Annotated in this window: 15 protein-coding genes; 7 read left to right on the top strand and 8 right to left on the bottom strand. The window is 32.7% G+C overall.

Annotated features, from left to right (window positions below):
- Positions 1-78 precede the first annotated feature (78 nt).
- Positions 79-1,128 carry a hypothetical protein gene (locus tag TKV_RS10790; RefSeq protein WP_049685932.1) on the top strand — a complete coding sequence of 350 codons (1,050 nt, stop codon included), beginning with the start codon at positions 79-81 and terminating at the stop codon, positions 1,126-1,128.
- 390 nt (positions 1,129-1,518) lie between these two features.
- On the opposite strand, the gene vapC is transcribed toward TKV_RS10790, so the two are convergent.
- Positions 1,519-1,917 (bottom strand): type II toxin-antitoxin system VapC family toxin, encoded by a 399-nt coding sequence (vapC, locus tag TKV_RS10785; RefSeq protein ID WP_049685931.1) that lies wholly within the window; start codon positions 1,915-1,917, stop codon positions 1,519-1,521.
- Entirely contained in the window at positions 1,914-2,114 is a 201-nt protein-coding gene (locus tag TKV_RS10780; protein WP_049685930.1) for a type II toxin-antitoxin system VapB family antitoxin, read from the bottom strand. Before TKV_RS10780 ends, vapC begins: the two co-directional genes overlap by 4 nt.
- A gap of 138 nt (positions 2,115-2,252) precedes the next feature.
- Between TKV_RS10780 and TKV_RS14300 the strand changes: the two genes are divergently transcribed.
- Positions 2,253-2,585 (top strand): hypothetical protein, encoded by a 333-nt coding sequence (locus tag TKV_RS14300; protein WP_236617261.1) that lies wholly within the window; start codon positions 2,253-2,255, stop codon positions 2,583-2,585.
- Between the two features lie 237 nt (positions 2,586-2,822).
- Here TKV_RS14300 and TKV_RS10770 read toward each other — a convergent pair whose 3' ends face one another.
- The 4 genes from TKV_RS10770 to TKV_RS10755 all read right to left on the bottom strand — a co-directional run bounded on the left by TKV_RS10770 (position 2,823) and on the right by TKV_RS10755 (position 4,244).
- Positions 2,823-3,164 (bottom strand): hypothetical protein, encoded by a 342-nt coding sequence (locus TKV_RS10770; RefSeq protein ID WP_049685928.1) that lies wholly within the window; start codon positions 3,162-3,164, stop codon positions 2,823-2,825.
- Between the two features lie 13 nt (positions 3,165-3,177).
- A complete protein-coding gene (locus TKV_RS10765; protein WP_148307270.1) occupies positions 3,178-3,540 on the bottom strand; it encodes a C39 family peptidase in 363 nt (120 codons plus the stop codon).
- An 84-nt stretch (positions 3,541-3,624) separates the two neighbouring features.
- Positions 3,625-3,870, bottom strand: coding sequence for a hypothetical protein (locus TKV_RS10760; protein WP_148307269.1), 246 nt, complete (start codon positions 3,868-3,870; stop codon positions 3,625-3,627).
- Entirely contained in the window at positions 3,867-4,244 is a 378-nt protein-coding gene (locus tag TKV_RS10755) for a Spi family protease inhibitor (RefSeq protein ID WP_049685925.1), read from the bottom strand. Before TKV_RS10755 ends, TKV_RS10760 begins: the two co-directional genes overlap by 4 nt.
- Before the next feature lie 449 nt (positions 4,245-4,693).
- Between TKV_RS10755 and TKV_RS10750 the strand changes: the two genes are divergently transcribed.
- Positions 4,694-6,391, top strand: coding sequence for an IS1634 family transposase (locus TKV_RS10750; protein ID WP_049685924.1), 1,698 nt, complete (start codon positions 4,694-4,696; stop codon positions 6,389-6,391).
- Between the two features lie 130 nt (positions 6,392-6,521).
- Here the strand turns inward: TKV_RS10750 and TKV_RS10745 are convergent, their stop codons facing one another.
- Positions 6,522-6,899, bottom strand: a complete 378-nt coding sequence (locus TKV_RS10745) for a desulfoferrodoxin (protein WP_049685923.1) — start codon at positions 6,897-6,899, stop codon at positions 6,522-6,524.
- Positions 6,900-7,130: 231 nt separating this feature from the next.
- Between TKV_RS10745 and TKV_RS10740 the strand changes: the two genes are divergently transcribed.
- The 4 genes from TKV_RS10740 to hydF all read left to right on the top strand — a co-directional run bounded on the left by TKV_RS10740 (position 7,131) and on the right by hydF (position 11,922).
- On the top strand, positions 7,131-7,820 hold the full coding sequence (locus TKV_RS10740) for a response regulator transcription factor (protein ID WP_049685922.1): 690 nt from the start codon (positions 7,131-7,133) through the stop codon (positions 7,818-7,820).
- Positions 7,821-8,020: 200 nt separating this feature from the next.
- Complete coding sequence (locus TKV_RS10735) at positions 8,021-9,202, top strand: sensor histidine kinase (protein ID WP_236617260.1); 1,182 nt, start codon at positions 8,021-8,023, stop codon at positions 9,200-9,202.
- Positions 9,203-9,274: 72 nt separating this feature from the next.
- Complete coding sequence (locus tag TKV_RS10730; RefSeq protein ID WP_049685921.1) at positions 9,275-10,693, top strand: aspartate ammonia-lyase; 1,419 nt, start codon at positions 9,275-9,277, stop codon at positions 10,691-10,693.
- 2 nt (positions 10,694-10,695) lie between these two features.
- On the top strand, positions 10,696-11,922 hold the full coding sequence (gene hydF / locus TKV_RS10725) for a [FeFe] hydrogenase H-cluster maturation GTPase HydF (protein ID WP_049685920.1): 1,227 nt from the start codon (positions 10,696-10,698) through the stop codon (positions 11,920-11,922).
- 9 nt (positions 11,923-11,931) lie between these two features.
- Here hydF and TKV_RS10720 read toward each other — a convergent pair whose 3' ends face one another.
- Positions 11,932-13,170 carry an MFS transporter gene (locus tag TKV_RS10720; RefSeq protein ID WP_049685919.1) on the bottom strand — a complete coding sequence of 413 codons (1,239 nt, stop codon included), beginning with the start codon at positions 13,168-13,170 and terminating at the stop codon, positions 11,932-11,934.
- Positions 13,171-13,176: the final 6 nt, after the last annotated feature.

Raw genomic sequence — 13,176 nt, 5'->3', positions numbered from 1 at the left:
TTTTTTAATAAATTTTAATATTTAAAAAGTTATAATGGAATAAAAGAGGAAGATAGTATTGAAAGGAGATGAAAAACATTGAAAAAAGTTCTTATAGTTTTATGGTTATTAATCATTTCCATTGCATTTTCTTCTTGTGGCATAAAGACAAATACCAAAGTAAATGAAGAGATAGACATAAACAAAGTTGTTTCACTTAAAGAAAAACAATTTCCCGTTGGTTTTGACCCTTATAAAAAGAAGGTACTGCTTGCGATATACGATGAAAACAATAAAATAAGTTTAGGGTTTTATGATATTAAAAGTACAGAAACTGAGATTGTAGTAAAACCTGTAGATTACAGTAAAAATATAGGCAGTGCTGTTACAGATGGCAAATGTATAGGATGGGTTGAAGCATCAGATAATCAGGGGATGTGGGGAGACGATTGGAGGATATACGTTAAAGATTTAAAAACTGGAGATGTGAAAATAATTGCTGAGAGTAAATTTGTAGAAGGAAAAATTTCAGGCAGCAAATTTAGTGTTGAACCGCGGTTATCTCTCAATGGTAATCGACTTGTATGGTCTACTTATGAATCAGATGGGGAAAATAAGTCGAGTTCGGTATTTTTATATGATTTAAAAGAGAACAAACAAAAAATAATACAAACTTTAAAAGGGAAAGATAATTATCATTTTAGTGACCCCCACATTTTTGAAAATTATATTGTCTGGAGTGAATCAAGAATAGATAGGCAAAAAGAGATTGGTGGAGTGTATTTATACAGTATTGCAGAAAATCGGATTTTAAAATTATCTGATAGAGGTACTTCATCAAATATTTGGGGAGATAATGTTGCATGGGTAGAAGGTAATAAAAAAGTCATGCTTTATAATATCAAGAGTAAAAAGAAAATTGAAATTCCAACATATAGCGGAGAAGTATGGGCTGTTTCGTTAAACAGAGAATATGTTACATGGTATAATACCAATCGTAATATAAAATTATATAATATTAAAACCGCCAGAACCCAAATTATCAATATACCAATAATAAATGGTCCTGTAATTTATGGGGATATAATGACATGGGTTCGCGAAAAAAGTGATAAGACGGTACCACAATTTATATTGCTTTCTGAGTGAATTTCATTTTTATATGCTAGAATAAGGCAGTTTATATGTATTTAAGTCATAGATTGCAAAAACCCTTTAACAGATTCATGTGAAGTCAATCCTGCATACTCTTATGGCAATATCAGGAAATTAGTATTGTTAGTAGAAAAGATAAATGACAATTGAATAATAGCTGAAATATATTAAAGGAAAGGCTGCCGGTCTTTTACCGTATAAACCTTCATCAGATGGGAAATATTTATTGGCTGGGATGTATGGCACAGAGCATTCAGATGTTGTGATAATTGATATTATTAGTAGTAATAAGAGGAAAAAATCATTCCTATTGTTCTTTCTTCAGTCTTAGATTGGAAGGAATAATGTTAGACCGGACGGAAGAACCGTCCCCTTGTCTGTTTATTAGTACTCTTTTAGCCTTTCATCAACTTGTGCAATTAAAGAAAAATCTTTATCATCATGTAACAGGTATAAATTATTTTCAATGGCTGTTTGTGCTATGAGTAAATCTATAGTGCTGCGAATGGTGATTCCTTTTTTCTTACACTTGAAATACAATTTCGCAGCGTTTTCATAAGATTTGATACCATATTTTAGGTTATAGAATTTTTGTGTACCTAAATATTCTTTAATTGAATTAAATTCATTTTCAGTTTTTGTTCCTTGTAATAGTTCCTGATAAATAAAATTATTTATTCCAAAGGGTATATTATTCTGTATTATTTCTTCAAGTTTTTTTACTTGTTCATTTTCTATGCCTTTTAGAAAAGATATTAAAACAGATGTATCTACCAAAATCATTTGCCTTCCCTCATTTTTTTGTAATCATAATTTTCATCAAACTGTATTTTTCCTTTTATCTCCATAAGGTTTTTCTTTTTGCGGTTTTCTACAAATTCTTTTAAAGCTAAGTTGACAACTTCTTTTTTAGTTTTTAATCCTGAGATTTTTAACGCTTCTTTGATGAGATTTTCATCTATGACTATATTTGTTCTCATCACATACACCTCCTAATGTGTATTGTAATACACTTAATCTTTTAAGTCAAGGGAGAATGGAATTTTTTGTCCGTGTAAAATTATCGTAGGATTTTTAGGATATAAGAAAAACAAAAGACAACCCCTGTAATAAAATAAATGGTGGAAACAACAAAATCACAGAAAGGGGTGTCTCTTGTGAAAAAAATTAGCTTTGAAGATATTATACTGCAAAATGCAATAAATTTTACTAATGAAGTAATAGAAACTTTTGGGAAGTTATTAGAAGAAGGTATGGAGTTACAGCAACATCGAAGGAACCAAGATTATAGAGATAGAATATGGATAGCAATAAACGAAGGGGGTAAAAACGTTGCTAATATTTGTTTTAACTATAGATTTATCCTCCTTCCTTTTACAAATTATTTTTATTTTATCTGTGGTTATATCATTGGATTTATCTTTTTTAGTTTCTCAATAGCATTAAACTAACGAAGAAACAAATAAAAGAGGTAGTGAAGAAATCATTCAAATACAGTGGAAATGTTGTTTATAACTGCTATAGAGCCGCCCCCTTTGTCTGTATAGTTTTAGTAATTATTTATGTTTTATAGGTAATAGGTAATAAGTTATTTTTATCCAATATTACGATTTAAATTTCCAATATTAAATTATATTTTTTCATTATGCGTGCAAATGATACCAATAGTTTTGCTAATTAACTACTGTCTATTCATTTTTTACATAATAGATGCTGGAGTTTTTATAATTTACATAGACAGTCAAAGATTTTCCTTCTTTATCAACACCTTTTATTATCCAGTAAACAGGGCAAGGAGATTTGTCCGCAAGTTTCGGGTCACCAAAAAATTTATTGAGATCAACTTCTAAAGCTTTAAGCTCTTTTGATTTTACTTCAGTAATTCCTACTTTTTCTCGAGCCACTTTCAAAGCTTCTTTATCTGATATCCCACCCACCACATCTTCTTGTTTATTTGGATTTGAACATCCTGTAAGCACTAAAATAAGTAGCATAGAAATTATAGAAATTATCCATTTTTTTGATATCATAATACCACCTTCTTCATGGAATAAATATATCCGCATATTTAAACGTCCCATCAAATGTAATATATACATCTGCAGGAGTACTACTCCATGTATCATGTACTATTACATATTTTTCTGTTATCTGCCCTAGTTCTGTTGTGTATTCATATCCAACACATGTCATTGTGTGATTTTTATAAGTTGGATGTCCTATTACCGATAATAATAGAGGTCTTGAATTATCTATTTCATTTCTTATATCATAATATGTAGGCGGATTTAAATTATAACCATCGAAATTTGTATATCCTTTTGATTTTATATATTGAATAGTACCAGGTATAATGTTAAAAACATTTGTACTTCCACTACTATCTGTTCCCATATACGTTGCCAATTTTTCTATTACCTGATTAGAAGTTTCAGTAGTAACAAGGTTAGGATATCCATGCGAATCCCAATAATAAATCAAGTTAGCTGCTTATGTAGGAGCACAGCCTTTATACCATGTTAAATCTGCAACGCCACTTATCTTTTTTGTAGTTATTGTTCCACTACTCATTGGATTAAAATCAAATAATTTATCCCATGTTTTTACATTATTAATATCTGAGAAATTTATTGTACCTTGATTTATGTCTTTATTAGCAAATTTTTTATAATTTCTAACATCAACCAATTCCTCCGCTTGCATGTAATTATTTTTATCTACAGTAAATCTTATCATGTATGTGTTAGGGAAAAAATATACATAAGATGTTTTTTTAATGTTTCATTTTTCTGGAGATTTTGCTTTATCTTAGATAAGCCAATGCTATATGGTGAATTAGCTCTAGAATATTCTAAAATTGGCGGCATATTTTTATTGGCACTTACTATAACGTAACCTAATGGCCCAGTTTTGTCATATACATTAAAAATATAAGCAATTAAATTATTATTAAAATCAACTAATTCTGTCCCGTTGTCTACTTTACCATTAATCCAATCTTTAAATTCAGCACTATACTTCTCTCTAATGATATGGTTTTCTGCGATCTTTTTTGCATCATTTTTATTTACAATAATTTCAGAAACACTTATTAGTTTATTATCACCCACCTGTGAAAATGCAATATTAGGTAAGCTAAATATAAAAATAAACAAAAAAAGTGAAATAATTGATATGATTTTTTTATGAGCAACTTCTCCCTTCTATAGATTATTATATTTTCATATTTGTCTTTATTTTAGTATATTTAGGCATAAATGTAAATGAAAACTTTTAAAAATTTTTTGATAATTTTCTTTAGTTTTTATCATATTACAACATACATCTATTAAAAAGAAAACTATAATTAAAATTTTTTTTTCTCGACTTTGTCAGTTGGAGGCCATTTTTAGGCTGGTAAAAAATATCAGACCCTTGATTTTCAAGGGTTTTTTGTTTTTAGGGTTAAAAAATTTTTCAAAACTGTAGGGACAATTTTACTCCTAATTATTGCCATAATACTTGACTATATTCACTTTTTGTAGTATAATGTAATAAACTAACATAAAGGTGATGCCATATGTTTCTCAAAATAACTAAAGCTGGTGGCTATGAGTATGCCAAAATTGTTCATAATTATCGCGAAAATGGTAAAATAAAGCAAAAAGTCTTGCTTAATCTCGGTAGAATTGATGAACTCAAAAATGACCCCTCTTTCATTAATCTTGTAGATAAATTGCAGAAAATATTTTTAAGCTCCAGTGAAGAAACAGGTTCCATCAAGCTTTTTCTAGAAGATGTTTCAGAAGGGATTATTAAAAACTGGGGATATATTGTGTATAGAAAACTTTGGGAAGAGCTTGAAATAGATAAATTCCTCAAACAGTATATTTCTCAAAATTCCAGGATAAAGTTTGACATTGATAAAGTAACGTTTTTGATGACAGTACAAAGATTAATTCAGCCAGTAAGCAAACTTCAGACGTACTACCGCAAAAACAGATACTTTGGATTTGAAGAAGATATTGATTTAAATCAGCTGTACAGGGGATTAGATATTCTGGCCCAGATAAAAGAGGATTTAGAGCTATATCTTTATCACAAGAATAGAGATTTATTTAGCATGGTAGTTGATGTTGTTTTTTATGATGTGACAACATTTTACTTTGAAAGTATTAAGCAAGATGATTTAAGGGATTTTGGATTTAGCAAGGATAACAAGGTAAATGAGGTACAAGTGGTAATGGGCATGCTTGTAGATAAAGAAGGAAGACCAGTTGGATATGAACTGTTTCCAGGAGACACTGTTGACAGCAAGAACATGATAGAAATTTTGTGGAAACTGAAAGAGAAATTCTGCATAGACCAAGTAATAATAGTTGCAGACAAAGGTCTTAACAGTAAACTTAATTTAAAGCTGATAAAAGAAGCGGGATACGACTACATTGTGGCAAGTAGACTGAAAAACATGAGTAAAGAGATTTTAGATAGAGTATTTGATGAAGAAGGGTATCAAGTTCTTGAGGAGAAAAAGTGGAGATTTGACAGAGAAATATTTGGTGAAGAGTTTAGATTCAAGGTCATAGAAAGAGAGAATATTATCAAAACAGGAGAAGGGGAAATATTCAAGATACCTGAGAATCTAATAATAACCTATTCAAGCAAGAGGGCCAAAAAAGATAAAGAAGACAGGCAAAGGCTAGTAGAAAAAGCAAAAGAACTTTTAGAAAAGCCCGGCAATGTAAGGGCAGCAGAAAAGAGAGGCGGAAGGAAATATTTAAGACGCATTTCCGAATCAGAAGAATATGTACTGGATGAAGAAGCAATAAAGAGAGATGAGAAATTTGACGGTTTTTATGCAATTCAGACCAGCAAGAAAGAAATGAGTGTGACAGAAGTTTTGAATGCATATCATGATTTATGGAAGATAGAGCAGTCTTTCAGAGTAATGAAAAGTTGTCTGGAGGTAAGACCAATATTTCACTGGACGGAAAAAAGGATAAGAGGGTATTTTGTTGTGTGCTATTTAGCATTTTTACTGGAAAGAACTTTAGAATACAGCTTGAGGTCTAAGGGGAAAGAATTAAGCAGTGATAGAATAAAAGAAGCGATAGGTTCAATGAATTTTGTGGAGATAGAGATAAATGGGAAGAAATATTTAATCAAACAAAAGATGGAAGAGGAAGCTGAAGACATATTGAAGGTGATGAAAATAAAAGCACCAAAAAATTTCATTACATATGAGGAAGGCATGGAATTAATTAGCATGAGAAAGTAATGTAGTGACAAATTTCACGCCCATTTTTTGTCAATACCTGTATTCCCAAGCCTTTTGGGTTTCAAACTGACAAAGTCAAGAAAAGTATAAGCTAGATAGTAAAAAATAAGGGCTTTTACGCCCTTATTTTTTACTCAGACTTCCACAGTCCGTGCAAATTGCAGTAGGACCACGCTTTTAACTCTTTAGCATCTGTTACAAAAACTGCTTCAGGTTTTTCACCTGGTTTTAATACTTTTCTCATGTATACGCCATCAGCTAAAAGAGAAATCCATTCAATCCAATGCTTTTCCTCCATTGGGTGAGGAACACTTCCCACTTTTACGGTTACAATATTGCCATTTCTTTCAATAACTGGTATGTGCTTTTCTGTACCTGTATCTCCTGTTTTTTCTTGCATTTTAACCATTGGTTCACCACAGCATACCAATGTCCCTTGACCAGCATGAAGCACTTCTACAATATTTCCGCATTTTTCGCATTTATAAACGCCATATAAGTCAGCCATTGTCAATTCCTCCTTTAAATTATGTAAAGCCATGCAATTAGAATTAATTTGCATTGGATAATACATCTTAATGGAAATATATTATCCTTTATATTTATAATACATTAAAATTTTTTGGATTTCAAGAGGGAAAAGAAATTTTTTAGTAAATAACAATATCGGAAAAGTGAAAAAATGCATTTGTTAATTTTTATGAAAGTATGATAATATAATGGTGGGGAGGTGTATAGGATGCACAAAATATTGGTGGTTGAAGACGATGTCAATATAGCTAAGTTTATAAAAATAAATTTAGATAAATATTATGATACAGAAATAGTGCATGAAGGGAAGAGAGCTCTTGATTTAATTGGAAGTGAAAAATTTTCTGTTATAATACTGGATATAATGCTTCCTGATATAAGCGGTTTTGAAGTTTTAAGGGAGATAAAAGCGATGAAGATAAATACTCCTGTTATTGTACTCACGGCTAAAAGCCAGGATGTGGATAAAATCTTAGGTTTAGAGTTAGGAGCAGATGATTATGTCACCAAGCCTTTTAACCCAAGAGAACTTGTGGCAAGAGTAAAAGCGATTATAAGGAGAGTTTATGAGTTTAATCCGATTATGCAAAATGCTGGTAGTATAGAATTTGGAGAGGTAAAATTGGATTTAAGCCAAAATAAAGTCTTTGTGAAGGGAAAAGAGGTGTCTCTAACTCCAAGAGAATTTCAACTTTTAAAGATATTGATGACAAATAGAGACAGAGTGGTAAGAAGAGAAGAACTTATTGGTTTTATATGGGGAGAGTCCTTTATAGGGGATACAAAAACACTGGACGTTCACATTAGAAGGCTGAGAGAAAAAATTGAAACTAACCCCGACCAACCAAAATACATACATACTCAATGGGGAATTGGGTATTATTTTGGAGGAAATTAAATGAGTATAAGATTTAAACTTACAATTTCTTACATTTTATTGGTCGCAATGATAATAACTTTTTTGGAGTTATATCTACTTTAACCCTTGAAAAATATTATATAAACAACATAATTGAAATACTTACTTCACAGGGCAATTCCTTTTCTCGTGTATTTGATAGTTACATTGATGCAGATATATACGCGATAGGCCAAGATGTGGTTAAAAAGCTTGCAGCAGATACCAATGCACAAGTACAGGTTTTAAATACAGAAGGTATGCTTTTGGGAGACTCTTCTATCTCTTCTACTCCTATTCCCGTAAAGATACTCACTCCAGATGTGATACAAGCTATTTCAGGAGAAAATGGAGTCTATATAGAAAATCTCCACAATGAAAAAGTTCTCCACGTGTCAGTGCCTATAAAAAATAAAATAAATTATATAGCAGTATTGAGGCTTTCTTCTTCTTTAGAGGAAGTTTACAATGTAATAAAAAAGTTAGTGTTATTTTTTGGGGTAGTAATAACGGCCTCTTCTTTAGTTGCATTGGTGATAGGTTTTTTTATAGCAAACAGACTTACAAAGCCTCTTAACATGGTGAAAAAGGCGACTCAGGAGATGGCAAAAGGTAATTTTAAAGTCAGGGCTCAAAAGATTTCAAATGACGAAATAGGGGTATTGGCGGATTCTTTTAATAAAATGGCAGAAGAATTAGGGCAGTTGGAAGAGATGAAAAACGAGTTTATAAGCAATATCTCTCATGAATTAAAGACGCCGCTTACTTCCATAAAAGGATTTGCAGTAACTGCCATGGATATGGTGGGAGAAAATAGCGAATTATATGAGTATTTGAACATCATCGATGAAGAAGCGGATAGGCTTTCTCGCTTAGTAGATGAGCTTTTGGATTTTTCCAAGATAGAGCTAAATAAGATTAAACTGACTTTTGATGATGTGGATATAAATTGTTTAATTCGTGAAACAGTTGTTGCGTTAAAACCTGTTGCGGAAAATCATGGTGTCAACTTAATATGTGAAAAAAATAACGATAATCTTGTAGTCTATGGAGATAAAAATAGGCTAAAACAGGTGTTAGTGAATCTTATTGATAATGGTATAAAAGCTTGCGAGAGTGGTAAAACTGTAAAAGTTGTTCTTGAAGCGAAAGAGAGAGCAATAATAAAAGTGGAAGATGAAGGTCATGGCATTTCAGAGAGTGAAATGAAACACATTTTTGATAAATTTTATAGAGGTAAAAACAGCAGATACAGTGGTACAGGATTGGGACTTGCCATAGCAAAGAAAATAATTGAAGAACATGGTGGAAGTATAACCGTTGAAAGCGAAGAAAACAAAGGTACTGTGTTTACTGTAACTTTGCCTATTAAATATCAATAAATTGTTGACAATCTGACGGTTTTGTATTATTGATTATATTGATGATTTATATATATAGTGGAGGCAAATTTTATGAAATATAGAATTGAGCATGACTTGCTGGGGAAAAAAGAGGTGCCAGTTGATGCTTATTATGGCATACATACATTAAGAGCTTATGAAAATTTTCATATATCAGGACAAAAAATCCATAGAGAACTTATTATATCGCTTGCGATGGTCAAAAAGGCCGCAGCAATTGCGAATATGAAAGCTGGCTTGCTTGATGAAAAAAGAGCAAAGGCAATAATTTTAGCTTGTGATGAGATAATATCAGGTAAATACCATGATCAATTTATTGTTGATGCTTTGCAAGGGGGTGCAGGAACATCCTCCAATATGAATGCAAATGAAGTTATTGCAAATAGAGCAGCAGAATTACTTGGAGGAAGCCGTGGAGACTATTCCATTATACACCCACTGGAACATGTAAACTTGAGTCAGTCTACAAATGATGTTTTCCCGACAGCGGTGAGAATTGCAGCAATACGCCTTTTAAAGCCTTTGAGTGAGGATTTAGCTGAGCTTCAAAGTGTGCTCCAAGAAAAAGAAGAAGAGTTTTCTGATGTATGTAAAATGGGACGAACCGAGTTACAGGATGCTCTTCCTGTTATGCTTGGACAGGAATTCGGTGCATATGCGCAAGCAGTTGCGAGGGATAGATGGAGGATATATAAGGTTGAAGAAAGATTGAGGCAGGTCAACATTGGCGGTACTGCTGTTGGGACAGGTGTAAATGCCGAGCTAAAATATATATTCTCAGTTATAGAAATATTGAGAGAAATAACGGGACTTGGACTTGCAAGGGCGGAATATATGATGGACCCTACCCAGAATAATGATGTTTTTGTTGAGGTATCTGGGCTTTTAAAAGCGGCAGCCGTTAACCTTATAAAAATTTCGAATGATATAAGGCTTATGTCGTCGGGACCTAAATGTGGACTCATGGAGATTAATATACCAGAAGTACAGGCAGGTTCATCGATTATGCCTGGTAAGGTGAATCCTGTCATACCTGAGGCTGTAAAGCAGGCAGCGTTTCAAGTTATAGCATGTGACCATGCAATAACTTTATGTGCCCAAGCAGGTGAGTTTGAGCTTAATTTTACATTGCCTCAGATTGCATATAATCTTTTTATGCAGATAGATCTATTAAGAAATGCTATAAGAATATTTATAGATAAATGCATTAAGGGAATAACTGCGAATAAAGGTTACTTAAAAGAAACTGTTGAAAAAAGTTATTCGTATGCAACTGCGCTAGTTCCTTACATTGGGTATGAAAAGGCTACGGAAATTGCAAAAATGGCTAAAGAAAAAGGGAAAACGATAAGGGAAGTTGTGTTAGAGGCGGGACTCTTTACAGAGGAGGAACTTGATATAATATTTAACCCTTATGAAATTACAAAACCGGGAATACCAGGAAAAAGAAGATTGAAAGGAGAAAAATAATTATGAACACGACACCTATTTCTTCCAGACTCCACATAGCTATTTTTGGCAGGAGAAATGCAGGTAAATCAAGCCTTATAAATGCTCTTACAAACCAGGAAGTAGCTCTTGTATCTGATGTTGCAGGTACTACTACTGATCCTGTGTCGAAGGCAATGGAAATACTTCCAATAGGACCTGTTGTAATCATCGATACTGCTGGACTTGATGATACGGGAGAGTTAGGGGAACTTAGAGTAAAAAAAACCTATGAAGTTTTAAACAGAACAGACCTTGCAATTCTTGTCATAGACGGCACTATAGGGCTTTCAGAGTTCGAAGAAAATGTCTTGAAAATCATTAGAGATAAAAATATTCCAGTTATAGGGGTAATAAATAAAAAGGATTTGTCACAATATTCTGAGGAAGATAAGAGAAAATGGGAAGAAAAATTAAAACTAGAACTTATTGAAGTTTCTGCCTTAAAAAAACATGGAATTGAAACCCTAAAAATGATGTTAATAAAAAAAGCACCATATGACGACAGGGAACTTTCGATTGTGGGTGATCTAATAAAACCGGGAGACTTTGTAGTTCTTGTTATTCCTATAGATAAAGCTGCTCCAAAAGGAAGACTTATACTTCCGCAGCAACAAACAATAAGAGATATTCTTGACAATGATGCGATGGCTATTGTTACAAAAGAGCATGAGTTAAAAGAAACACTTCAAAATCTAGGGAAAAAGCCATCATTAGTTATTACAGATTCTCAGGCTTTTTTGAAAGTTAGTGCTGATACGCCGAAAGATATACCGCTTACATCTTTTTCTATTCTTTTTGCACGATATAAAGGTGATTTGGAGGAACTTGTAAGGGGTGTAAAAGCAATAAAAAAATTAAAACCTGGTGATAAAGTCCTCATTGCTGAAGGATGTACACATCACAGGCAGTCTGATGATATAGGAAAAGTAAAGATACCTAGATGGATACGCCAGATTGTTGGAGGAGACATACAATTTGACTGGTCAAGTGGCATAACTTTTCCAGACAATCTCGAAGAATACAGCTTGATTGTACATTGTGGAGCATGTATGCTGAACAGAAGAGAAATGATGTATAGAATCTCATATGCAAAAAGCAAAAACATTCCAATAGTAAACTATGGGGTATTAATAGCTTATGTTCAAGGTTTAATGCCGAGAGCTATAGAAATGTTTCCACTGGCAAAAATGATTTATGAAGAAGAATAGAATGGGACATTATACCTTTGTCCCATAAACTTTTTTATATTGAAATAATAAAACATAAAGTGTATATATAATAGCAATTATTCCACTTACTATAAAAGCTATATTAGAACCAAATTTTTGCGATAACGTGCCAGAGTACATTGAGCCTATAGGAGTAACACCACCAAAAACTAGAGAATATACGCTCATCACTCTACCTCTGAATTCATCTGCTGCATTAATTTGTATTGTGGTATTGGCAGAGGAGATGAAGGTTATCATAAACCAGCCGGATAAGGCTAAAAGTAGAGCTGTTAAAAGGTAATTGCTCTGTATGCCTATGAGTATTTGAAAAATTCCAAGTCCAAAGCCTCCACCAAATAGATACACGGGTTTTACTCCTCTTTTACTTACTGAAGCCAGTGTCAATGCTCCAATCAGTGCCCCTATTCCCATTGATGACATTAAAAAACCATAGTCTGTAGCTTCTCTGTGGAGGATATTTTTTGTAAAAACAGGTACCAATACATTGAAGTTCATAGAGAAAGTGCTCAAAATAGCAATCATGAGTATTGTGGTGAGTATGACAGGGGTATTTTTGATGTATATTAATCCGTCCCTTAAGTCCTCAAAAATCTTTGTTTTGGCGTCATTAGTTTTTGGTGTTATGCCTTCTACTGTAATTAATATGAGTCCTATTATCACAGCGATAAAGCTTGCAGAATTCAAATAAAAACATACGGCATATCCCAATTTGCCAATTAATATTCCTGCAATTCCTGGGCCTATTATCCTTGCTGCGTTAAACACTGCTGAGTTTAGAGCAATAGCGTTCATCAAATCTTTTTTTCCTACTAAGTCAATTATGAAGGATTGTCTTGCTGGCATGTCTATTGTGTTTAAAAAGCCGTTAAATAAAGCTAAAGCTAATATTTCCCAATATGTTATGACTTTTAAGGCAGTCAAAGTGGCTAAAATGAATGAAGAAATTGCAAAACTTGTCTGGGTAAATAAAATCAATTTTCTCTTTGGAAATCTATCTATTACAACTCCTGCAAACAAAGAAAAAAGCAACACAGGCAAAAACTGAACAGCACTTACCAGACCTAATAAGAAAGAAGAATTTGTTAGTTCAAGGACTAACCAACCCTGGCCTATGTTTTGCATCCACGTGCCTATAAGGGAAATCATCTGTCCGAACCAGAAGAGCCTGAAATTTCTGTGTTTGAGAGAAGGAAACGAATATTCTAATTTTTCTGCTATATTCATTACTAT

The organism is Thermoanaerobacter kivui (genome assembly GCF_000763575.1).
Taxonomy (GTDB): Bacteria; Bacillota; Thermoanaerobacteria; order Thermoanaerobacterales; family Thermoanaerobacteraceae; genus Thermoanaerobacter; species Thermoanaerobacter kivui.
The sequence above is the reverse complement of the archived record's forward strand: the minus strand, read 5'-3'. Positions and strand labels throughout refer to the sequence as shown.